Annotated in this window: 19 protein-coding genes; 8 read left to right on the forward strand and 11 right to left on the reverse strand. The window is 37.8% G+C overall.

The annotated features are described in order from the left end of the window. Positions 1 to 389 precede the first annotated feature (389 nt). From B5D82_RS18740 to B5D82_RS18755, 4 genes are all read left to right on the forward strand, one after another. Positions 390 to 1,604, forward strand: coding sequence for a pyridoxal phosphate-dependent aminotransferase (locus tag B5D82_RS18740; protein ID WP_081153854.1), 1,215 nt, complete (start codon positions 390 to 392; stop codon positions 1,602 to 1,604). A 33-nt stretch (positions 1,605 to 1,637) separates the two neighbouring features. Further along, positions 1,638 to 2,243, forward strand: a complete 606-nt coding sequence (gene yfbR, locus B5D82_RS18745; RefSeq protein ID WP_081153856.1) for a 5'-deoxynucleotidase — start codon at positions 1,638 to 1,640, stop codon at positions 2,241 to 2,243. Positions 2,244 to 2,359: 116 nt separating this feature from the next. Beyond that, the gene (locus tag B5D82_RS18750) at positions 2,360 to 2,953 is read left to right on the forward strand and encodes a paraquat-inducible protein A (protein ID WP_081153858.1); all 594 of its coding nucleotides are present in this window, start codon (positions 2,360 to 2,362) and stop codon (positions 2,951 to 2,953) included. 81 nt (positions 2,954 to 3,034) lie between these two features. Then, positions 3,035 to 3,268 carry a DUF2789 domain-containing protein gene (locus B5D82_RS18755; RefSeq protein WP_081153860.1) on the forward strand — a complete coding sequence of 78 codons (234 nt, stop codon included), beginning with the start codon at positions 3,035 to 3,037 and terminating at the stop codon, positions 3,266 to 3,268. 1,203 nt (positions 3,269 to 4,471) lie between these two features. Here B5D82_RS18755 and B5D82_RS18760 read toward each other — a convergent pair. From B5D82_RS18760 to B5D82_RS19960, 5 genes are all read right to left on the reverse strand, one after another. Beyond that, the gene (locus tag B5D82_RS18760; protein ID WP_081153862.1) at positions 4,472 to 4,831 is read right to left on the reverse strand and encodes a Rieske (2Fe-2S) protein; all 360 of its coding nucleotides are present in this window, start codon (positions 4,829 to 4,831) and stop codon (positions 4,472 to 4,474) included. 81 nt (positions 4,832 to 4,912) lie between these two features. Beyond that, entirely contained in the window at positions 4,913 to 5,356 is a 444-nt protein-coding gene (locus tag B5D82_RS18765) for a hypothetical protein (RefSeq protein ID WP_081153864.1), read from the reverse strand. Between the two features lie 255 nt (positions 5,357 to 5,611). Further along, positions 5,612 to 6,502 (reverse strand): cation diffusion facilitator family transporter, encoded by an 891-nt coding sequence (locus B5D82_RS18770; RefSeq protein WP_081153866.1) that lies wholly within the window; start codon positions 6,500 to 6,502, stop codon positions 5,612 to 5,614. Positions 6,503 to 6,678: 176 nt separating this feature from the next. Continuing rightward, positions 6,679 to 7,983, reverse strand: a complete 1,305-nt coding sequence (locus tag B5D82_RS18775) for an inosine/guanosine kinase (protein ID WP_081153868.1) — start codon at positions 7,981 to 7,983, stop codon at positions 6,679 to 6,681. Positions 7,984 to 8,185: 202 nt separating this feature from the next. Beyond that, on the reverse strand, positions 8,186 to 8,362 hold the full coding sequence (locus B5D82_RS19960) for a DUF3545 family protein (protein WP_157673935.1): 177 nt from the start codon (positions 8,360 to 8,362) through the stop codon (positions 8,186 to 8,188). 493 nt (positions 8,363 to 8,855) lie between these two features. Here B5D82_RS19960 and B5D82_RS18780 point away from each other — a divergent pair, with 493 nt between their 5' ends. Further along, entirely contained in the window at positions 8,856 to 9,803 is a 948-nt protein-coding gene (locus tag B5D82_RS18780) for a DHH family phosphoesterase (protein WP_081153870.1), read from the forward strand. Between the two features lie 329 nt (positions 9,804 to 10,132). Here B5D82_RS18780 and B5D82_RS18785 read toward each other — a convergent pair whose 3' ends face one another. The 3 genes from B5D82_RS18785 to B5D82_RS18795 all read right to left on the reverse strand — a co-directional run bounded on the left by B5D82_RS18785 (position 10,133) and on the right by B5D82_RS18795 (position 13,541). After that, a complete protein-coding gene (locus B5D82_RS18785) occupies positions 10,133 to 11,569 on the reverse strand; it encodes an NCS2 family permease (protein ID WP_081153872.1) in 1,437 nt (478 codons plus the stop codon). Positions 11,570 to 12,189: 620 nt separating this feature from the next. Further along, positions 12,190 to 12,621, reverse strand: a complete 432-nt coding sequence (locus tag B5D82_RS18790) for a GlcG/HbpS family heme-binding protein (RefSeq protein ID WP_081153874.1) — start codon at positions 12,619 to 12,621, stop codon at positions 12,190 to 12,192. 149 nt (positions 12,622 to 12,770) lie between these two features. Continuing rightward, on the reverse strand, positions 12,771 to 13,541 hold the full coding sequence (locus tag B5D82_RS18795) for an IclR family transcriptional regulator (protein WP_081154618.1): 771 nt from the start codon (positions 13,539 to 13,541) through the stop codon (positions 12,771 to 12,773). Between the two features lie 450 nt (positions 13,542 to 13,991). On the opposite strand from B5D82_RS18795, the gene bhcB reads away from it, so the two are divergent. From bhcB to bhcD, 3 genes are all read left to right on the forward strand, one after another. Then, complete coding sequence (gene bhcB / locus B5D82_RS18800) at positions 13,992 to 14,969, forward strand: beta-hydroxyaspartate dehydratase BhcB (RefSeq protein ID WP_081153876.1); 978 nt, start codon at positions 13,992 to 13,994, stop codon at positions 14,967 to 14,969. 50 nt (positions 14,970 to 15,019) lie between these two features. Further along, positions 15,020 to 16,165: a 3-hydroxy-D-aspartate aldolase BhcC gene (bhcC, locus tag B5D82_RS18805; protein ID WP_081153878.1), complete on the forward strand. Its 1,146-nt coding sequence runs from the start codon at positions 15,020 to 15,022 to the stop codon at positions 16,163 to 16,165. A 214-nt stretch (positions 16,166 to 16,379) separates the two neighbouring features. After that, on the forward strand, positions 16,380 to 17,378 hold the full coding sequence (gene bhcD / locus B5D82_RS18810) for an iminosuccinate reductase BhcD (RefSeq protein ID WP_081153880.1): 999 nt from the start codon (positions 16,380 to 16,382) through the stop codon (positions 17,376 to 17,378). Between the two features lie 214 nt (positions 17,379 to 17,592). Here bhcD and B5D82_RS18815 read toward each other — a convergent pair whose 3' ends face one another. The 3 genes from B5D82_RS18815 to guaD form a co-directional block, all read right to left on the reverse strand. Continuing rightward, positions 17,593 to 18,219: a TetR/AcrR family transcriptional regulator gene (locus B5D82_RS18815; RefSeq protein WP_245807517.1), complete on the reverse strand. Its 627-nt coding sequence runs from the start codon at positions 18,217 to 18,219 to the stop codon at positions 17,593 to 17,595. 321 nt (positions 18,220 to 18,540) lie between these two features. Then, entirely contained in the window at positions 18,541 to 19,731 is a 1,191-nt protein-coding gene (locus B5D82_RS18820) for a urate hydroxylase PuuD (RefSeq protein WP_081153884.1), read from the reverse strand. A gap of 73 nt (positions 19,732 to 19,804) precedes the next feature. Beyond that, positions 19,805 to 21,091, reverse strand: a complete 1,287-nt coding sequence (guaD, locus tag B5D82_RS18825; RefSeq protein ID WP_081153886.1) for a guanine deaminase — start codon at positions 21,089 to 21,091, stop codon at positions 19,805 to 19,807. Positions 21,092 to 21,251: the final 160 nt, after the last annotated feature.

Below are 21,251 nucleotides of genomic sequence, written 5' to 3' on the forward strand. Positions count from 1 at the left end.
CGACTTGTACTCTGTTAACCACTATGGACTCTATTAACTTAATAGGTCTATACACTTCTGTCGTGGGTGTTATTCTGTCGCTCTGTATTCATGTTTATGGAAATTAAACCGCCTTGCTTATGGCAATTAAACCGCATTTTTTATCGTAATTACGGTTGAAGAATCACTCTTAATAACAAGATGTGGTAAATAATCACCATTTGCTATAAAAAACTTGCAACTAACTGTTTCAAAGTTAGGTAATATTCGCAACAATGGACGCAAGCAATTTTTTGCACAATATCTACATTCAATGACTTTAGCTTTATGTTTCTTCATTTTCTGTTTCTATTTCTTATTAACGCGCACAACAACGTTAATTAACTTTTATCATTTATAAGACTGCCATTATGAAAACTATCAACAAATCTTCAAAATTAAAAAATGTTTGCTATGAAATTCGCGGACAAGTTGCCGCAGAAGCCAAACGTTTAGAAGATGAGGGGCATAAAATCTTAAAGCTTAATATTGGCAACCCTGCGCCATTTGGCTTTGAAGCACCTGACGATATTTTAAAAGATGTTATTCATAACTTACCAACGGCCCAAGGTTATTGTGAGTCAAAAGGTATATACCCTGCACGGGTAGCGGTAATGCAGTACTTTCAACAAAACGGCATTTTAGATGTCAGTGTTGACGATATTTATATCGGTAACGGTGTTAGTGAACTTATTGTTATTGCCATGCAAGGCTTGTTAAATAATGGCGATGAGGTGTTGATTCCAGCACCTGATTATCCTTTATGGACTGCAGCTGTTGCTTTGTCTGGCGGTGAACCGGTGCATTATCATTGTGATGAAGAGAACCAGTGGTTTCCAGATTTAAAAGATATGGAAAGTAAAATAACGCCGAAGACTAAAGCTATTGTTTTGATCAATCCGAATAACCCGACGGGCGCGGTTTATAGTGAAGAAATACTGCAAGGTATTATCGCATTAGCACGTAAAAATGACTTGATCATATTTAGTGATGAAATATACGATAAAATTCTTTATGACCAAGCAAAGCATATTCCAACCGCAAGATTAGCCAACGATGTGTTAATTATTACCATGGGCGGTTTGTCTAAAAATTATCGTATTGCAGGATTTCGCGCTGGGTGGATGGTGATATCGGGCCCTAAAATACATGCTGAAGATTATTTAGAAGGCTTGAATATTTTGTCTTCAATGCGCTTGTGCGCCAATGTTCCTTGCCAACATGCTATTCAAACGGCACTTGGCGGTTACCAAAGTATTAACGAATTGATTCATGCCGATGGACGCTTGCTTAAGCAGCGTAATTTGGCCCATAAAATGATCAACAACATTGATGGCCTTTCTTGTAACCCTGCCATGGGTGCTTTATACCTTTTTGTTAAGGTTGATTTGGAAAAGTTTAATATCAGCGATGATGAGAAGATGATTTTAGATTTGCTCAAGCAAGAAAAAATACTGTTAGTGCATGGTCGAGCATTTAACATTAAGCAAAAAAATTACTTCCGCTTAGTGTTTTTACCTCATGTAGATGAAATGAAACCAGCCTTAGAAAAGCTAGCAAATTTTTTCAGCACTTATCGTCAATAAATTAATAACAATTACCAATAATAAGGTCGAATAATGCAAAGTACTTTTCTCGCATGGATGTTCAGAATGCCGCTCATTAAACGTTGGGCATTAATGTTTTGCGTTAAACCAGAAAATGTCGCTGAGCATTCTCACCAAGTTGCCATTGTTGCACATTTATTGGCTGTGATTAAAAATGAGAAATTTAATGGCAATATTAATGCCTATAAAGTAGCCACAATCGCGCTTTATCATGAGGCTAGCGAGACCCGGTTTGGCGATATAGTTAGCCCAACAAAATATGCTAATCCTGAAATTGCTCGTGAGTTTAAAAAAATTGAATATATAGCTGAAAAACAATGCCTTGAGTCTTTACCTGAAGAGTTTCAAGCGATGTTTTCCGATATAATTGTGCAAGACAATGTTGACGAGCAATACAAAAAAATAGTTAAAGCGGCTGATATTTTAGTGGCTTATATTAAAGCACTTGACGAATTGAACCATCAAAACCATGAGTTTGATCATGTAAAAGAACGCTTAGAGTTGAAACTAGCAACACTTAAACTGCAAATGCCGGAAGTGGAATACTTTATGTCAGTTTTTCTAAAGTCATGTTCCGCAACGGTTGATAAACTAACCGAAGTGCAAACAAAAAAGTAGTCTTGCATAACTAGCGTTAATTGCAGAAAATATAATTATCAGCATAACTATCAACAAAAGCATCACATTCATTATTCACAATAAAATTTATTGTGCTTGGAAAACGTTATCACATTATGATTAAGAAACATGTAGGTTTTTTCTTCAACCTTATCGCCATTGGCTTATTTATTCCGGGTATTTTATTACCTATGTTTTCACTTAACATGGCGATGACCGCCAATGTGAGTGGCGCAAAAATAACGAATACTTTAATCGATAAAAACTTGTCTTTATTGCAAACGATACAAGAGCTTTGGCAAGATGAACGCATATTAGTGGCGCTCTTAATTTTTGCTTTTTCAGTGTGTATTCCCGTGGTGAAATTTATTTTACTCACTCTCGCTTACACAAAAAAACACACACGATTAGAAGTCATAGTTTATAACGTTATTAGTAAAATTGGTAAATGGTCAATGGCCGATGTTTTTGTTGTGGCTATTTTTCTTGCAGTGCTATCAACCAACCACGCAGAAACAGCGACTCAACAACAAATGGCAATATTTGGCTTTAAGTTAGACTTTATTGTTAGCAGCGAAACTTTATCTGCTTTAGGTCCTGGATTTTTTTACTTCACTGGCTATTGTCTGTTATCGTTATTAGGTACCGCTATTAGCAGCAGTAGCACAAAAACTAAAATGGTATCGACACCATCTTCAGTTGAGACTTAAATAGCTTAACACTGTTGAATAATACCGTGTAAATTTATAGATAAGCTCTATACTTAGGCATCTAGTAAAAAGGAATATTTTATGGATCGTTCAAACCACGATATGACAAGTTTATTCGCCCAGTTGGGTATCAAAAATAGTGATAAGGAAATTGAAAGTTTTATTGTTATACATCGCGGTATACCTGAAAAACAGCAGCTTGCTGACGCTGATTTTTGGAGCACGTCTCAAAAGCAATTTTTAATAGAAGCTATAGAGCTGGACTCAGATTGGAGTGAAGTTGTTGATAGCTTAGACGCGCAGTTAAGAGCGTAATAACCTGACAAAAAAAGCACGACAAAGATATTTCACCACCGAGGCACCGAGGGACTTCGTCCTACACCGAGAAGAGCAAAAAAAAGATCAGGGTAAGTTCTTACAATAAAATTCACTAATCATTAATCCCTCCTCGGTGTAGCGCGCAGCGCCTCGGTGCCTCTGTGGTAGAGTCTTTAATCTTTAAATCCCTTACGGCACAAGAATTCATCTTCGTAAACAATAAATACTCATTATCGAATTAAACATCTTTATCTCTAATTTGGGTAATTAGCGTAATTCGCTGACAATCACTAAAAAGCATAAAGATATTTCACCATCGAGGCACCGAGGGACTTCGTCCTACACCGAGAAAAGCAAAAAAAAGATCAGGGTAAGTTCTTACAATAAAATTCACTAATCATTAATCCCTCCTCGGTGTAGCGCGCAGCGCCTCGGTGCCTCTGTGGTAGAGTCTTTAATCTTTAAATCCCTTACGGCACAAGAATTCATCTTCGTAAACAATAAATACTAATTATCGAATTAAACATCTTTATCTCTAATTTGGGTATTTAGCGTAATTCGCTGACAATCACTAAAAAGCATAAAGATATTTCACCATCGAGGCACCGAGGGACTTCGTCCTCCACCGAGAAGAGCAAAAAACTATAAAGTAAGATCTTACAATAAAAGTCCCTTATCACTTCTCAGTGTAGCGCAAAGCGCCTCGGTGCCTCGGTGGTAGAGTCTTTAATCTTTTAATCCCTTACATTCACGAAAACTCAGTGGTAAAACCGTCAAGCAAAACCCAACACAAAAAAACACGACAAAGATATTTCACCACCGAGGCACCGAGGGACTTCGTCCTCCACCGAGAAGAGCAAAAAACTATAAAGTAAGATCTTACAATAAAAGTCCCTTATCACTTCTCAGTGTAGCGCAAAGCGCCTCGGTGCCTCGGTGGTAGAGTCTTTAATCTTTTAATCCCTTACATTCACGAAAACTCAGTGGTAAAACCGTCAAGTAAAACCCAACACAAAAAAGCACGACAAATATATTTCACCACCGAGGCACCGAGGGACTTCGTCCTACACCGAGAAAAGCAAAGGACATTAAAGTAAGATCTTACTCAATAATCACTTTCACTAATTACTAATTCGGGTAATTGGGGTAATTCGTTGAAAAAAACGAGTGGTTAGTGGATTGTGCCGATATTAGAAGGTTTTAGGATTTTACGATAACAAATTTACCTGCTCTCTTTACAGTTAAGTAAGCATGATTATATTCACTAAAGATACAAATTGGACGGCCATGTAATGAGCAATAAACATTACCATCGGCTTTAAGTGTATCGCGGCTGATATCTGCTCCCTGATGTGGGCACCTTGCCGATACGGTTCGATATTCTATTTCACCATCCGCTAAAGTTTGGCGATATATAACCACGGGTTTTTCTACACTGGCGTAAGGCAACTTCGCCATTGCAAGAAAAACATCTGGTCGCTCTGTCGGTTTAACATCCATAACGTCAATCTCTTGTTCAGTGCGGCCACCTGCAGGGTAATATTTATTAAGTGTGATCAAGGTTTTTCCATTCAAACATACCTAATACTTCTCATTAATTAATGTTATTTCAAGGAAATAGTATAGCTAATTATGGTGTTATTAGGCTTCAGGGTGGGACATATCTATGTCATATAAGAATTGTGGTTGAGTGACCTTAAAGCCTTGCGTGTCGAGCCAGATAATCGCTTCATTTGCATTGTTAAACACACAACGCTCGTAACCATTTTCTGTATGCGATATCATTTTTTCAAGTTGCATGTTTTTTAGTGTATTTTTACTATAAACATGACAATCTTTAATACAGCCATTTTGTTTAAACCATTCGCAGAGCTCAATTACATGACGCTCTATTTCTGGAATACCCAACTCCCAATGTTCAAAAACGGAAATTATTGCCCATTCACCATCAATTAATGGTGCTGCCGCGGCTTTAAACTCTTTTACATAAGAGATTACAGCTTCTTCGTTCCATGAGTCTGCAAACCACTGCATGAGTACTTTATCTACAACTTTTATTTTCCAACGTCCATGAATGGGTAACATGAAAAATCCTTTTTATGTAAAAAGACCTTCATAATATACATATTATGAAGGTCTTAAGCTATTACTGTATAAGAATTTATTAAATAACAATCAATTTTAATCATTAGAGGAACTATTTTATATCTAGGGAGAAACGATGAAATATCAGGTATTTATGGTAATAAGTTAATAGAAGTTATGCAGGTAACATCTCACGTTCAAGCATCGAAAGATGTTAAAGTTTTGCTAAAATGTTATCGGGGTAGTCACTTGATATTAACTATGTTTACAACCGCTCGCTTCAACTTGTAAAACGCTGTTTGTGATAGCAAACTGTTCTTTTAATACCCGTTCGACTTGAAAGCGACAAACTTCATCGTGTTTTTCTAATGTACATTGATTTTTGAGTACAATATGCGCACCAACTACAACTTCTCCGTTGTCGCTTTTAACAATTAAGTTATGCACATTGTCTATGTGTTCGACACTTTGTAAAGCGGCTTCAATTTTCTTCAACGCTGGTAACCTAACGCCATTGAAAAACAAGCCTTTAATACATTTATAAAGTAGCTTGGAGCCGGTAAATAATACAAAGACAGAAATAAGTATGCTTGATAATGAGTCGACAACCGTCCAACCCGTGGCATGAATGACAATACTGGTAACGAAGGTAACTATGGTCGACAGTAAATCAAAAAAAGTATGCAAGAATACCGCGTAAACGTTAACACTGTCTTTACGGCCTTTATATAAAACATACGCTGAGGCGCCGTGAAATAAGAAGCCTAGCGAGGCAACAGCTGACATTACAAAGGTATTTATTTCATGTTCGTCATGATGCTCGTGACCAAATAACCGGTCAGCACCTTGCAGTAAAATCCAACAACTGATCAATATATATAACGTACCGTTAATCAATCCACCTGATAACTCTAGACGACGATATCCATCACTAAAGGTTTGTCCAAACTTTATCGCTAAGGTTGAGGCAATTAAGGCAATAAATAGTGAGCTATTATGAACAAATAAATGCCCTGCATCGGCATATACAGCCAAAGAATTGGCATAAAAGGCACCAACTAGCTGTAACAACATAAACACACTGGTAATAGCAAGTGCAATAAGTAAGCGGCGTTGTGATGATTTATGTGTTGTTAGAGTTGTCATGCAAAAAAGTTAATATTCTCATTAAAGGGATTAATCAAATTGATATAATTGAACGCTCGGTGCGCTTTGTCATCGAAAAAGCGCAGCCATTGTAGTCTTAATTTTACTAATTAAATAGTCACTATCATAATTGCTCGCCAAGAGAGCTGGCTTTTAATTATAAGTAAATGAAAGAACTACTGTGCCCAATAAGCTTGGTCTAAGCTGTCTTCACGTTCTGGTAACCCACGAGATAAACGCGGCGAATGCTGTACTAACACTTCATAGCTTGCACGGTTGGCATATTTACTCATTTGCGATAATGATGAATACGTTAAAGCCGGTTGCTCATGTTTGCTGGAGTTAGCGACCGTATTTTTATGATAAACATTAGCACTTAAATCATGCAATATCGCCGCAAGTGCCGCATCGCCAGCACCATTGGTATTTTTAATACTTTCAGGACCGCCCATATATGGCGCAGAATGGGTGTAAATTCGCATAGGTTCTTTGCAGTCGTTTAGTAACATTGGGCGAGAATATTCATAACGATTGAATTCGTGGATCTCGCCAGATAGTAATGGGTATTCACTTTCTCGTTTAAACACCTCGTCAACATAACCTGCTAAGTATAAGCCATCTTTTCCGGCAGTACATATCACCATATCAACCCAATCTAGGCATTTATTAGCCGCAAGCAGAGGATCTTCAATGCCTGTAATAGCTAAAGCTTCTTCTTCGTTCATGGTCAGTATGTTGACATATTTGTGTACGAAGTCGCGCCAGAATTCAGGTTCTTCTTCTATTAAAAACCTAGTGCCTAAGGTTAGTACAACCGGTACACCGGCAGCATTCGCACATTTTACCGCTTTAACAGCAGCTTCAGTCATTGTGTCACCAGGTTGAGTGCGCATAAGATAAGAGCTAATAACCAACGCTGATGCACCAGCGATTAATGACTCATCAATAGAATCAGGATGTAAACGGTTAATTAAACCGGCATTAATACCAAAGGTACGTTCGCCAGTATCGTCAATTAAGGTGAAACAACGACCAATGGGACCATCAACCGATTGAAGATAGTTTAAATCGACGCGTGAAGAGGTATTACTAATGAATCGGTAGGCATAATCACCAACATGAATATCTTTCGACATAACACCGAGTAACACCGAACGGTCATCCGCTAGTACCGAGTAATTATGCATGGTATTACCAATCGTTCCGCCGGCAAACTCATAATTAATTAAAGATTCATCTTTTAAACGCTGATAAAGACGCTGTGTAACTTCGTCTGATATAACTTGCGACATGCCGCGGTGTAAATCAAATTCGTCTAAAAATGCTTGATCCACTTTAGCTTCAATATCGACCAGCACCTGATCAATACCCACAATATAGTTTTGCGTGGCATTTGAGCTAGGATTTACTTGGTTTGTTAACGGGTTTTTATTATCTACAGGGAAATAATGTCTATGTTGACGGCGTCCAGGAAACTTCATGAAGCGATACACGGTTAATGCAAAAAACAGATTATACCGTAATGCTGTTTGGTTTGACCAGAGTACATCAGCTGAAATTTCTGAGAAATGTAAATAAGTTTGGCTAATTCAAATAAAATGAAGTTAAGCGCACCAACTACGACAACGAATTTTCAATAATTGGCGCTCTAGAAATTACTTTTAGCTGCACGGTATTTTAAATTTAATGCGTTACGTAACTATCATAAGACGCCATTTCTCGCTGCATTCTTTTTTGCTCCTTAAAGGCTTCTATTTCTCGCCATTTACGCTTAGCCTGTTTACTATTTTTTTTCTTCTGATAGTCAAAATATTCTTCAATATCACTTAAGTTTTCTACTTGCCAATTTTTAGTTTGCATCACAAATACTCCTATTGATAATCTCCTTTAAATTAATCAATTTATATGACAGTAATTTGAATGAAAGATGACAATTGTAATATTTGAAATAGCTATTGGTTTCTAATGATACTTTCTGTTTTAAATACCTGTAAAGCTGATTATAAATATATTTATCGCGCTTTATTAAATCTAGCTGAACACAACATACTGTTTCGCTTTAATTAAATTCATTTTATAGGAGAATTAAAAACTAAACTTCTGAGTTAGCAGCCTTTTTTGTCTTCTTACCTGCCTAACAATAAAGATAAGCTTATATTTGGGAGATAACGAATAAGTATCCTGACGACTTTGAATTTTAACCCAACAACAATATGGCAAGGTAAAATCTAAAAATTAACAACTTTATTTGCCGATAAGTTCTTTATGTTATTAATTAATCTCTTGTAATTATGTTTGAATAAACAATATAGTGGTCTATAACAAAAGAATTCTAGCTATATGGAGACAATCAATGTCAGATAATACAAAGTCGGATAATAAACAATACCGTTTGGTCACTCGGAGCGATTTCGATGGCTTAGTTTGTGCTATTTTGCTCAAGCATATTAATTTAGTTGACGACATTCTCTTTGTGCATCCAAAAGATATGCAAGACGGTATTATTGCTGTAGGTCCAGATGATATATCGACTAACTTACCTTTTGTTGACGGAGTGCATATCGCATTTGACCATCATCACAGTGAAACAATTCGTAATAAAAAGCGTGATAATCATGTAATAGACCCTGATGCCCCTTCAGCTGCACGTGTTGTATATGATTATTACGGCGGTGCTGAAACTTTCCCAGCAAGCTGGAAAGAGATGATGGAGGCAGTCGATAAAGGCGACTCAGCGCAATTTAATATGGAAGAGGTTTTACATGCTAAAGGTTGGGAATTACTAAATTTTATAATGGATTCTCGCACCGGTTTAGGACGGTTTAGAAACTTTCGTATCTCTAACTATGAACTCATGATGGATTTAATCGAGTTTGGCAAAGATCATAATATTGATGAGTTACTTGCCCTACCCGATGTTAAAGAAAGAACCGATCTTTACTTTGAACATGAAGAAAAATTTAAAGCACAAATAAAGCGTTGTGCAACCGTTCACAATAACTTAGTTGTGCTGGACTTAAGGGAAGAAGACATTATCTATTCCGGTAATCGTTTTGTTATTTATGCCTTATTTCCACAATGTAATATCTCGATTCATATTATGTGGGGGCTTAAAAAGCAAAATACTGTATTTGCTACCGGTAAGTCTATCTTCGATCGCAGTTCAAAAACAAATGTTGGCGAATTAATGTTGAAATATAATGGTGGTGGACACAATGCGGCGGGTACATGTCAAGTGCCACATGAGCAAAACGAAGCTTGCCTTGCTGAACTAATAAAAGCCATTAACGCAGACGGCTAAAATTATGGCACTAACTCAGTCGCTATGAACTCAGGTATTTGAAACTCTCTAATAGGGAATTTCAAATACCTGTTTTTTTTACGTCTTTATCGATTTACCTCAGTACAGCTTTACGCGCCGGTTGACTGGGGCAATTCCTTTTGGCTCCGATTGATAAATGTTATACGCATAAAGGTTAAAACGGCTATTGGCAAGTTGCCATGAAACACCACTAATTAATGAAAACTTAGCTATTGTTGAATATTTGTAATCAATGAGTATTAGAATTATTACCAGAAAGCAAAAAGCCTTTCAAAATGAAAGGCTTTTATGATCTTAGTATGCTGTAATTATGTTAAGAAGATAAATTTAGCAATAAATAATGCTGTTAACGCCCAAACACCATTTGATATATCTTTATATTTACCTGAGCCTAATTTAAGCACCGTATAGGTTATAAAACCAAAAGCGATACCGTTAGCGATTGAGAATGTAAACGCCATCATAACGGTTGTACTTACGGCTGGTGCATACTCGGTTAAGTCGTCCCAATCTAAGCCTCTTAAAGAGCTCATCATCAACATGGCAACGTAAATAAGTGCGCCATCAACCGCGAAGCCTGGTAGCATTTGCGCTAGCGGTAAAAAGAACATACCGACAGCAAATAACAAGCCAATAGTGACCGCGGTTAAACCTGTACGGCCTCCTACAGCAACACCAGCGGCAGACTCTACGTAAGATGTAACCGGCGGACAACCAAAAGCAGTACCGATAACAGAAGAAATTGAATCTGCTTTTAACGACTTACTTAAACCAACAATTTTACCGTTTTTGTCTTGTAAATTAGCCCGTTCAGCAACACCCATTAATGTACCTGCGGTATCAAAAATGTTAACAAATAAGAAAGTAACAATGACGGGAATTAAAGCAACTTGAAAGGCGCCTGCAATATCCGCTTTCCAAAGTATAGGTTCAAGGGCAGAAAAATCCGGCACGGCTAACATGCCATTATAACTTACAAAGCCAGTAGCCGGTGCAAATGACTTAGCTGCTTCTGCTACAACAAAGAAGTCTGTTGGTAGCACCCAGGTCATAATAAAGGCAATTAATGTTGTTACCGCAATGCCTATTAAAACCGCGCCAAATACTTTTCGGTAACTCAAGACTGCAATCAGTAAAAAGCTTAAAAAGCCTAGTGCTGGAGCTTCCGGACCGAATTCACCAAAGCCAAAATGTGTTAGGTCAGCAAGCGCAACAATATTATCTGGGTCTGGTACAACAATACCAGTGAAACGTAAACCAATGAAGCCGAGGAATAATCCAACGCCTGCCGTCATAGCGAGTCGAAGGCTTAGAGGAATACTGTCAAGCATCCACTCTCGCAGCCGAGTGACACTCATAAAAACGAAAATAACCCCTGAAAGAAACACCGCACCTAAAGCAATTTCCCAGCTATAGCCCATAGAGCCAACAACAGAAAAGGTAAAAAAGGCGTTAAGCCCCATACCGGGCGCTAGTCCTACCGGCCAGTTTGCATAAAGCCCCATCATGATGGTAGCAATAGCCGCGCCTAAACAAGTCGCAAGAAATAAACCATCGAAAGGCATACCTGTTTTCGACATAATAATTGGATTTAAAAACATGATGTATGACATGGTTACAAATGTTGTAAGACCCGCCATAAGCTCTGTTTTTACGTTAGTATTATGCGAATTTAATTTAAATAAACGTTCTAAAAAACTTAATTCGCTGGTGTTTTTTTCGCCAACATCACTCGCTTGATCCATAACTACAACTCTCTTGTTGTTTATATATTAGGGCATTTTTTATTATGCTAAAGTTTGACCCATATGTTGTTGCACATATTGACGAATCATCACTCATTTTGCTAAAAAATACATCAGGACTTTTTACGTCTTTCTGCCTTGGTTACAATACTGGCAGTGTATAAATATTTTTAAAATTTAACTTTCGTGAGCTATTTTTTTGTGCACCCTGTCATATTTTTACTTTTTACTTGTTACAGAGCAACACATCAATCCTATCCTTAAACCTAAAAACCTGTCAATAGTGTCAAGAAATTAGTTTTATTGCAGAGTTCAATTTACGACTGACTTAACGAGTTTTACCGCATGAAAAAACCCATGAATGAAAGGTCACTCATGGGTTATTGGTGTTAATTTTCGTAAAATATCAGTAATAGTTATAAACATTACTGCTGACTAATTTGGCTTTAAACTAATTTGATTAAATAAGTGTTCTACTTTTTCATGAGGAAAAATGGATAATGACAAGGCATAATATTTAGTCAGTAGGTATTCTACTTATAAATTTTATAACGCCGTCGTTATTTATTTTAACCATTAAAAATGAGCAGCTAATTAATCAACTTGGTATGACACTTATCTTACGAAGAAATACGGCTAAATGTATCAACACCTGCTTGTGCACAACCTAAATCCTGCTCTGGAGAGCCTGAACTAACACCAATGCCACCAACTACTTCATTTTTGTAGAAAATTGGTAGGCCACCTCCAACGATACACATACGCCCACCTAACGCTGTGTGTATACCAAATAAATTATTTTCATGTCCCGGAATACAAACTTGATTAAATATATGTGTGCCCTTTCGGGCTGATGCTGCGGTAAACGCTTTATCTTGTGAAAGTGTAATACTGTGAATTTTCCCTCCATCCATACGTTCAAAAGCAATTAAATTTCCTGATTCATCTACCACCGAAATACACATAGGTATACCGAATTCCTTGGCCTTAGTCACCGCTCCATCAATAATTAATTTAGCTTCTGATTGATTTAATCTATTTATTGTTAACATAGTATTCACTCTTTAGTTTTTAAAATTTGGTTTAAACAGGAAGCACAAATACCCTATGTTATGCATTTGATCGCCCTATTTAACGTTAATCTTTATGCGCTTAGACTTTAGTCAGGTTTGTCAGGTTAATTCAATAATGCTATCGCCTTTTATGCCTTACTAGTGACATAACCAAGCTCGATGGAAATTGATTTACCGGCTTTGACTAAATGCTTTACCCATTCATCTTTTCGTCTTTGAATGGGTGCAGAGACAGATAAACCGGCGACAACTTCACCGTATCTGTCATATAAAAGTACGCCAATACAGCCTACGCCTATTTCAGCCTCTTCATTGTCGAAGGCGTAACCTTTTTCAACACACGCGTGACATTCTTCTACCAGAGCTTCTAATTTGGAAAAGGTTTTACGTGTATAAGTTGGTAAATTTGTCCGTTGAGCATAACCGTGAATGCCTTCTACGCCCTCTCTTCCTAACATCATCTTGCCAACACCTGTCACGTGTAAGGGCGCGCGACTGCCAATAATCTGCTGTACATGCATCATTCTGTTAGGAATTGATTTTTCAACATAAATAATCACGTCACCTTCTCGGGTGGTTAGATTAATCGTTTCACCAAATTTATCACGCAGCTTTTCCATATAAGGTATGGCAACTTGACGAAAATCTATATCTTTACTTTGGTTACTACTCAAGCGGATTAGTCGACCACTTAACTGATATCTGCCAGCGGTATCTCGATCGACAAAATGGTTATCGATCAAGGAATGTAAAATTCTAAAAGCGGTCGAAGGCGCTAAGTTAGTGTCAGCACTAAGCGCCTTAAGTGTTACGGGTAAAGAGTAGCGTGAGATTGCGTCTAATAGCATCGCCGCTCTGTCGATAACTTGAATTCGAGATTCTGGTTTATGTTTTTTCATAAGATTATTATCCATTGTGTTCGCTACCCTACTCGTCAAATTCTATATTCAAATATAAAGCTAAAACTACATTAATAAATAGTCTAACAGACTCATATCAATTTCACATTATGAAAAATAAGGCAATTAAAAAAACAAGTAAACAATAAGATACTGAAATTTAAGGGTAAAATTTAATATACTTAATAGTGAAATAATTATATTTCACATGATGAAATCCATCTTATTTGCGTGAACTGAATATTTTCCATAAGGTGGAATTAATTAGAAATTAAGCCTACTTATATTGTAAATAACAAAACACATAGCAATTTGTAAGGAACAAAAGACATAAGAAACCATGTAAAAATTTAAACATAAGATAGATAATATTTTTATATTAATCAAAACATTAGAAAACATAGCCATCGTTTAACAAATAGCGTTCACCCGGTAGAAAAGGAGTCAAATTTGAACAGTCCAACACAAGATAAAATGTACATTCCAACCTATGATGATGTACTCGAAGCACATGAACGTATTAAACCATATATTCATGAAACGCCTATTTTAACTTCGCGGTTTTTAAATGAACTAACCGGTGCCGAGCTGTATTTCAAATGTGAAAATTTACAAAAGGCCGCCGCATTTAAAGTGCGTGGTGCATGTAACGCTGTGTTTGGTTTATCAGAAGAAGCAGCAAAAATTGGTGTTGCTACGCATTCATCAGGTAACCATGCGTTATCGCTGTCTTATGCGGCCGGTCGACGCGGTATTCCCGTTACGGTTGTTATGCCAAGAACGGCCCCGCAAGCGAAAAAAGACGCAGTAATTGGTTATGGCGGCACTATTATTGAGTGCGAACCTTCGACTACATCGCGTGAAGCGGTGTTTGCAGATGTTGTGGCTAAATCGGGTGCTGATTTTGTGCATCCTTACAATGACCCGCGGGTAATTGCCGGCCAAGCAACTTGCTCAAAGGAGCTAGCCAGCCAGGTAAAAAATTTAGATATGGTGGTCGCTCCCATTGGTGGCGGCGGCATGATTTCAGGCACTTGCTTAACCTTATCGACCATAGCGCCTAACATAAAAATATATGCGGCAGAGCCACTAAATGCTGACGATGCAGCCCGATCATTTAAAGCCGGTCATATTATTGCTGACGATGCTCCAGATACGGTGGCAGACGGTCTTAAAGTTCCCCTAAAAGATTTAACTTGGCATTTTGTTAAAAATCACGTTACCGACATTTTAACGGCAACAGAAGATGAAATTATCGCTGCAATGAAGCTCATTTGGCTGCGTATGAAAATAGTCGTAGAGCCTAGTAGTGCTGTCACCTTAGCCATTATTCTTAAAAACCCAAACGTTTTCAAAGGTAAACGTATTGGGGTAATTCTTACCGGTGGTAATGTCGATTTAGACAAACTGCCATGGATGAATAAATAGATTAAATTCAAAGATATAAACTTAATAACAACAGAAATTTTGGAGATAAAATGACAACAAGCAATTTAGAAGTAGGTTACGACGTTCCCGCAGCCATTGGTATGGCAGAAGCTGATATTCAAACCCCTTGTTTAGTGGTTGATTTAGACGCTTTAGAGCGAAACATTGTCACTATGGGGAACTATGCAAAAGAAATGGGTGTTCGTCATCGCGTACACGGTAAAATGCATAAATCTGTTGATATTGCCCTATTACAAGAAAAACTTGGTGATAGTTGTGGTGTATGTTGTCAAAAAGTTTCTGAAGCTGAAGTATTTGCTCGCGGCGGTATTAAAGATGTTCTTGTATCAAACCAAGTGCGTGACCCAGCGAAAATTGACCGATTAGCCCGTATGCCTAAACTAGGTGCTCGCACACTTTGCTGTGTAGATGATATTGAAAATGTGGCAGAACTTGCACTAGCAGTTAAAAAACACGGCACTGAAATTGAATGTTTAGTTGAAATTGACTGTGGTGCTGGCCGTTGTGGTGTTAGTGAAGGTCAACCGGTTGTCGATATTGCTAAAGCGATACATGCAACACCAGGTTTAAAATTTGCGGGTATTCAAGCATACCAAGGTGCAATGCAGCACATGGAAAGCTACGAAGCACGCAAAGAAAAACTGGATATTGCAATTGGCATGGTAGCGCGCACAATTGAAATGCTTAAAGCTGAAGGCCTTGAATGTGACATTGTAGGCGGTGGTGGTACTGGATCTTACTATTTTGAAGGTAACTCAGGCGTATTCAATGAATTACAATGTGGTTCTTATGCGTTTATGGATGCTGATTACCAACGTATCCTTGATAAAGATGGTAAAAAAATATCAGAATTTGAAAACGCTTTATTCATCTTAACGTCAGTAATGAGTCACACAAAAGCTGACAAGGCGATTTGCGATGCGGGTCTTAAAGCACAGTCTGTAGATAGTGGTTTACCTTACATATTTGGTCGCAATGATGTTGAATATATCAAATGTTCAGATGAACATGGGGTGATTTCAGATCCTAATGGCACATTAAAAATTAATGAAAAATTAAAGCTAGTACCGGGTCATTGTGATCCTACTTGTAACGTACATGACTACTATGTTGGTGTGCGTAACGGTAAAGTAGAAGTTTTATGGCCAGTGTCTGCACGTGGTAAAGCTTTCTAAGTTAAGCGTTAATTTTATAAAAGTTTTATATTTCTCCCTTAGCGCAAATGTTAAAAGTGTCGTTTACAGTAAGCCACCCAACCGGCGATAACGAACTTCCCCCTTCTAACATTAGCCTTTGGGAGTTTTTTTAAATGTTCAGTGATATAGCATCAATTTATATCATTGCCCTCTTTAGCTTATATTAGAGGGAGCATTATTTAAGGATACATACATGAGTCATTCAACAACCCATCAAAACAAAGGCGTTTCAGTAATATCTGAAGCGGTATGCCAAAAAATAGTGGGACGTGATAACGCGTTTACTGCTGTCGAAAGTGTTTTTGCTGCTATGGCAAAAAATACTGCCTATAATTTCCCTGTGATCCGCGAAGCAATAGGCCATGAAAATGCATTATATGGTTTTAAATCAGGCTTTGATCGCGATGGTATGGTGTTAGGCTTAAAATCTGGTGGTTACTGGCCTGGTAATACAGAAAAAGGTTTAACAAATCATCAGTCAACGGTTATTTTATTTGATCCTGACACGGGAAAATTAAAATCGCTGGTCGGTGGCAACTACTTAACAGCCGTTCGTACAGCCGCATCTTCTGCTGTGTCGATTGCCCATTTAGCACGTAAAGACGCTAAAGTATTGGGTATGGTCGGTGCTGGTCACCAATCGACCTTTCAATTACGTGCAGCACTAGAGCAACGTAATTTTGAAAAAGTTGTTGGTTGGAATTTACACGCTGACAAATTGAGTAACCTTGCTGGCGTATGTAAAGAGCTGAACATCCCATTTGAAGCGGTAAGCCGTGAAGAGCTTTGCTCACAAGCTGACGTTATTATCACGATCACTTCAGCATTTGAATCTTTAATCGATAAAAACTGGGTAAAACCTGGTACGCACATCGCGTGTATGGGTACCGATACTAAAGGTAAGCAAGAAGTAGATGCTGCACTATTAGCAACTGCAACCGTGTTTACTGATGAACTAGCACAATCTATTACCATTGGTGAAGCACAACATGCTATTGCTTCTGGTTTAATTAAAGAAGCTGATATTGTACCAATTGGCGATGTTATCAATGGTGTTAAACCCGGTAGAACAAGTGATGGTGAAATTACTTTATTCGACGGCACAGGTGTTGGCTTACAAGATTTAGCCGTAGCATCGGTTGCAGCTGAGTTGGCAGAAGAGCAAGGTTTGGCAAGCTATTTCTCGCTATAATTTAAATTTCAACCATAACGTTAAATTCATCTTAATTTATAGTGCAAACAACGTCGGCGATGATACGATCAGCGCCGACAAAATTCACTAAAAACGCTTAAGCGCTAACACTATTAGCAATACCTGCATTAACTGCATTAACTGTACTATCTGTACTTGTTAGTTGGAAAATTGTCGCGATACGGTCGTAAATGACCGGCGTTTATAAACTCCTTTAGCTAATACCACAGCCTTTAAGTATGATTTGTGTTAATGACGTAACCACATCTTCAAAGTCATCGTCACTCATGGCTTCTTTATCTAGAGCAGCAACAACTTGCACATTAAAGTCGGCGTAATGTTGTGTTGAACTCCATATTAAAAATAATAAATGGTGCGGATTTACAGGGTCAATTAAGCCTTGTTTTACCCATGACTCGATAATCATAACTTTACTGTTTAACCAAACCTTAAAATCATTATTTAAGTATTCGTTTAGCACAGGTGCACCATGAATTAATTCACTTGCAAATATTCTTGAAGCGTCAGGATCATTTTTAGAGTGCATGACTTTCGCACGAATATAGGCGCTAAGTACTTCTTTGGGATCGTTATCAACATTGAGCGTGTCGTAATCTCTATTCCACACGGCAATAATATTACTGAGTAATTGCTGATATAAGTCTGTTTTATCTTTAAAGTAGTAATGAATATTAGCTCGAGCTATATTCGCCCGCTCGGCTATACGTTTTATCGACGCGCCTTTGAAACCATAGGTTACAAACTCTTTCTTCGCAGCGTCAAAAATAATAGCCTTGTTCTTTTGTCGAATACTACCTTCTAATACTTTGTCTTTACTCACAAAAATTCCTATTTAAATAAGACCTGTAACCGCTAAATATAGTCGAAAGTCCTACTGATATTTTATATTTTTAATACGTATTACCAATTAAAATAATGCGTTTTTTAATCCGCTGGATAGCTAATTCGTCATAATAGAACATATTCTAAAGTACGCTGTTAATAGTGTTGTAGCTTCTGTGACGAGCTAAAGCCCGACCTACATGTATTATTGCTTTATATTATTAAAGCAATGAAAAGCGAAAGATAAAAAGGCAGTTAATATAACTGCCTTTTAAGTAAACTACATTTCAAAACTGTACCTTAAGTACAGTAGAGAAAACTATTTTAATTTCGCTAACCAAATCGCTAAGGTAGTTCGCTCATCGTCTGTCATTTCAGATTTATTCATAAATGGCATATCTTTAGCGTCGATTACTCGCGCTTGAATGCGAGGAGCCCACTGTTTAACTGTGTCAATATCAGAAAATACAATGCCTGCAGGTGCGATAGTAAAAATATCATCTGTAGGATTTTCTGAGTGACATGAGCCACAACGTTGCTCTATTATTTGTGTTACTTGTGCGTTTGTCACCACCTGTTGTTGCTGCGCTTCGCTGATTTCAACTGAACGCGGTGCGATAGCAACCGCTAGCACAACCGTGGCAACTACAGACGCTACTAATATTAGTGGTTTTTGTTTACCAAAATGACGTAAGACAAAATACTGGCGAACGGCGGCAGTGATCAAAATAATAGCAATTAATATTAACCAATTAGCGCTATGATTAAAGGTCATTGGGTAATGATTTGAAATCATAATAAAGATAATTGGCAAGGTCGTATAAGTATTATGAGTCGAGCGCACTTTCGCGTTTAAGCCATAAGCTGGATCTGGCGCTTTACCTTCTTCAACCGCTTTAACTAAGGCACGTTGTGACGGCATAATACCGAAAAACACGTTGCCCGCCATAATCGTACCTATGATAGCGCCCATGTGCATGTAAGCACCACGCGCACTAAATATTTGGGTTAAACCATAAGACAACGCCGTAGCAACAACGATTAAGATTAACCCTAAAATAATGCCATGGTTTCTTAGCTTGGTACGGACTAAAAATTCATAAATACCGACGCCTACCACAATAGAGCCAAGGCCTAATAAAATGGCTTGCATCTGCGATAAATCCGCAACGCGCTTATCAATTAAATAAGATTCAGCACCGACGTAAAACATCAATGATAATAATAAAAACCCTGTGATCCAAGTGGTATACGCTTCCCATTTAAACCAATGTAATGTCGCTGGCATTTTTGGTGGGGCAAGTTTATATTTGGCCACTTCGTAGAAGCCACCGCCGTGAATAGCCCAAAGATCGCCGCCAATGCCTTTATCGGCTTTTTCTTGCGGTGGTGTTTCTAAATGGTTGTCTAACCAAACAAAGTAAAAAGACGCACCTATCCAGGCGATGCCCGTAATAAGGTGAGCAAACCGAATGACTAAATTTAGCCATTCATTAATATACGGATCCATAATATTCCTTAGTGTTCAAAGTCTTTAATTTTAATTTTTGTTGTTACTATTTTTTAAGCTTGAGCGAGTAATTTTATACTCGCTCACCCATAATATGAGTCGCTTTAATATGGCGCTCGTCGCCTAACATACTTAAAATAAATAGTTTTTCTGATAATGTTTTACAATGTTGCATGCGTCTATCCATTAACGGCGTCGCGTGATAATCAAGCACGATAAAGTCTGCTTCAGCGCCTTTAACAAAATTACCAATCGTGCCTTCAAGATCTAAAGCAATAGCACCACCTAAAGTGGCTAGATAAAGCGACTTAAATGGGCTGAGTTTATCGCCACGCAGTTGCTGTGTTTTATAACCTTCATTTATGGTGCTCAACATAGAAAATGTTGTGCCTGCACCAATATCACTTCCTAAGCCAACATTGACATCAAACGCTTGTGCTTGTTTAAGATTAAATAAGCCGCTACCTAAAAACAAGTTTGAACTAGGACAAAAAGCAATAGCCGAGCCGGTTTCGCCTAAGCGTTTACATTCACTATCATGTAAATGAACACCATGAGCAAAGACGCTACGTCGACCCAGTAATTTACTTTTATCATAAACATCTAAATAACCGTCACTGTCTGGAAAAAGTTCTTCTACCCAAGCAATTTCTGCTTTGTTTTCACTTAAATGAGTATGTAAATAGACACTTGGATTTTCGGCTAACAATTGACCTGCTTTATTAAGTTGCTCTGTTGAACAAGTAGGTGCAAACCTAGGAGTAATGGCATATTGTAAACGGTCGGTGTTATGCCACTTTTCGATTAATGCTTTACTGTCTTCATAGCCACTTTCGGCGGTGTCAGTTAAGTAGTCAGGGCAATTTTGATCCATTAACACTTTGCCGCAAATCATGCGTAATTTCTTCTGCTGAGCGACAGTGAAAAATGCTTCTACTGACTCTTTATGCACAGTGCCAAAAACTAAGGCGGTGGTAGTACCCGCTTCAAGTAATTGGCTTAAAAAGAACTCTGCTACTTTTTTACCGTGTTCTAGGTCAGAAAATTGACGTTCAAATGGAAAAGTATAATTTTCTAACCATTCCAATAATTGTTCACCATATGACGCAATCATTTCTGTTTGCGGATAATGCACGTGGGTATCAATAAAGCCAGGCATGATTAAGCCATTCTCATAGTGAATGACGTCAAGGTCTTTATCTAATGACGCAAGCAGCGCTTCAGCTTCACCAATTTGTTCAATGAGTCCATCTTTAATAATGAGTAGGCCATCTTCGATGTACTGATAACTTTCTTGCAGAGCAACTTTGGCTGGATCAGCCAAAAAATGCAGTAGCTCTCCACGATATACTTTCAACATTCTATTTACCTATTTTATAAATATTGACGAAATATTATTGGTTAACGCCAATATTATTTTCAAATAGCGAGTAAAAAACCAAAATGGATCTTTATGGGTCTTTTTACTCTGTACGATTAAAATTTTTCTTTAAAAACTTATGTATTAACAAACACTATGG

The organism is Cognaticolwellia beringensis, from assembly GCF_002076895.1.
In the GTDB taxonomy this organism is placed as follows: Bacteria; Pseudomonadota; Gammaproteobacteria; order Enterobacterales; family Alteromonadaceae; genus Cognaticolwellia; species Cognaticolwellia beringensis.

What these genes read in the sequence shown, in the direction of transcription:
- B5D82_RS18750 (WP_081153858.1), top strand. Translation starts at nt 2,360, where the DNA reads ATGATTAAGAAACATGTAGGTTTTTTCTTCAACCTTATCGCCATTGGC.
- bhcD (WP_081153880.1), top strand. Translation starts at nt 16,380, where the DNA reads ATGAGTCATTCAACAACCCATCAAAACAAAGGCGTTTCAGTAATATCT.
- B5D82_RS18775 (WP_081153868.1), bottom strand. Translation starts at nt 7,983, where the DNA reads ATGAAGTTTCCTGGACGCCGTCAACATAGACATTATTTCCCTGTAGAT.
- B5D82_RS19960 (WP_157673935.1), bottom strand. Translation starts at nt 8,362, where the DNA reads ATGCAAACTAAAAATTGGCAAGTAGAAAACTTAAGTGATATTGAAGAA.
- guaD (WP_081153886.1), bottom strand. Translation starts at nt 21,091, where the DNA reads ATGTTGAAAGTATATCGTGGAGAGCTACTGCATTTTTTGGCTGATCCA.
- bhcC (WP_081153878.1), top strand. Translation starts at nt 15,020, where the DNA reads ATGACAACAAGCAATTTAGAAGTAGGTTACGACGTTCCCGCAGCCATT.
- B5D82_RS18795 (WP_081154618.1), bottom strand. Translation starts at nt 13,541, where the DNA reads ATGAAAAAACATAAACCAGAATCTCGAATTCAAGTTATCGACAGAGCG.
- B5D82_RS18740 (WP_081153854.1), top strand. Translation starts at nt 390, where the DNA reads ATGAAAACTATCAACAAATCTTCAAAATTAAAAAATGTTTGCTATGAA.
- B5D82_RS18755 (WP_081153860.1), top strand. Translation starts at nt 3,035, where the DNA reads ATGGATCGTTCAAACCACGATATGACAAGTTTATTCGCCCAGTTGGGT.
- yfbR (WP_081153856.1), top strand. Translation starts at nt 1,638, where the DNA reads ATGCAAAGTACTTTTCTCGCATGGATGTTCAGAATGCCGCTCATTAAA.
- B5D82_RS18820 (WP_081153884.1), bottom strand. Translation starts at nt 19,731, where the DNA reads ATGGATCCGTATATTAATGAATGGCTAAATTTAGTCATTCGGTTTGCT.
- B5D82_RS18790 (WP_081153874.1), bottom strand. Translation starts at nt 12,621, where the DNA reads ATGTTAACAATAAATAGATTAAATCAATCAGAAGCTAAATTAATTATT.
- B5D82_RS18785 (WP_081153872.1), bottom strand. Translation starts at nt 11,569, where the DNA reads ATGGATCAAGCGAGTGATGTTGGCGAAAAAAACACCAGCGAATTAAGT.
- B5D82_RS18770 (WP_081153866.1), bottom strand. Translation starts at nt 6,502, where the DNA reads ATGACAACTCTAACAACACATAAATCATCACAACGCCGCTTACTTATT.
- B5D82_RS18765 (WP_081153864.1), bottom strand. Translation starts at nt 5,356, where the DNA reads ATGTTACCCATTCATGGACGTTGGAAAATAAAAGTTGTAGATAAAGTA.
- B5D82_RS18780 (WP_081153870.1), top strand. Translation starts at nt 8,856, where the DNA reads ATGTCAGATAATACAAAGTCGGATAATAAACAATACCGTTTGGTCACT.